Annotated in this window: 1 protein-coding gene and 1 pseudogene; both read left to right on the top strand. The window is 62.4% G+C overall.

The window, feature by feature from the left end:
- Positions 1-243: pseudogene (locus EN991_RS36350) on the top strand (Flp pilus assembly protein CpaB); the annotation flags it as partial.
- A 30-nt stretch (positions 244-273) separates the two neighbouring features.
- A partial coding sequence (locus EN991_RS36345; RefSeq protein ID WP_164769666.1) for a type II and III secretion system protein family protein occupies positions 274-1,384 on the top strand: 1,111 nt, incomplete at its 3' end.

Raw genomic sequence — 1,384 nt, 5'->3', positions numbered from 1 at the left:
GCCCGCACCGTCGGCACGCTCTCGCTGTCGCTTCGGTCCGCCAGCGAAGGCGCTGACGGCAAGAACGGCGTCACCACCATCTCCTCCTTCGGCGGATCGGTCGCCTCGAATGTGCAGGCCGCGGCCGGCTCGGTGTTCGACGCCGTCACCAAGGAGCCGGAGAAACCGAAGTTCAAGACGGTCATCGTAACGCGCGGCACGAAGGCCGAGGAATACCAGGTTCCTTCGCGGGACCAGAAATAAACCAGTGGGGACTGGGTGAGGGACGGGACAATGTTCGGGCTGTTCATATATCGGGTCATGACGCGGTTGCGCGTTTTGCGCGCCGTGGCTGTCGCGTCTTCGCTGGCCGCTGCGGCGATGCTGGCCTTGGGCGCCTCGGCGGCGAGAGCTGACAACGACGTCGTCTACGTGTCGTCGACCAAGAATGCGTCAATCAAGGTTGCCAAGGGCAAGCCGAAGACGATCATCACCAGTGCTGCCTTCTACCAGATCGTCATCGGCGATCCGGAGATCGCCAACGTCAATCCGCTGACCGACAAATCCTTCTATGTGCTCGGCAACAATCTCGGCACCACCGGGATTGCGCTGTTCGATGAGAAAAAGCAGCTTGTCGGCACCGTCGACATCGAGGTGACGCTCGACACCGACCAACTGGCCAGCACCATTCGCGCCAGCGTGCCGGATGCCAGGATCAAGGTCGGATCGGCCAATGGCCGTGTCGTGCTGTCGGGCGAGGCCGACGATGCCGTCGCCGCCGAAAAGGCAAACAAGATCGCGACGCGCTTTTCCGGTGCCGAGGAGGTGATCAACTCGGTCAACATCTCATCTTCGCAGCAGGTCCAGCTCAACGTCCGCTTTGTCGAGATCAACCGCCAGGCGGGCCAGGATCTGGGTGCCAAATACGCCGCCAATTTCGCCTATGGCCTTGGCGGCCGCGACGTCTCGATCGATCCGGGCACAGTGCCGGCGGCCGGTACTGGCGAGATCATCGGTCGTCTCCTATCGAACGGCGTATCGATCGATATCGCCATCAAGGCGCTGGAAGAGCGCGGCTTAGCGCGGCGACTGGCCGAGCCGAACCTGATCGCCCGGTCCGGCCAGACGGCTAGCTTCCTCGCCGGCGGCGAGTTCCCGATCCCGGTCTCGGAGGACAACGGCAAGATCTCGGTCAGCTACAAGAAATACGGCGTCAGCCTGGATTTCACGCCTACGGTTCTGAAAGACGGGCTGGTCAGCCTTGATATCGCGCCGGAAGTCTCCTCGATCGACGCGTCGGCCTCCTACAATATCGGGACGATCTCGGTTCCTGGCTTCATCGTGCGCCGTGCCAGGACGTCGGTCGACCTGAAGAACGGCCAGAGCTTCATGATCGCTGGACTGC

Source organism: Mesorhizobium sp. M7A.F.Ca.US.005.03.2.1 (genome assembly GCF_003997795.1).
Classification (GTDB): Bacteria; Pseudomonadota; Alphaproteobacteria; order Rhizobiales; family Rhizobiaceae; genus Mesorhizobium; species Mesorhizobium ciceri.
The sequence above is the reverse complement of the archived record's forward strand: the minus strand, read 5'-3'. Positions and strand labels throughout refer to the sequence as shown.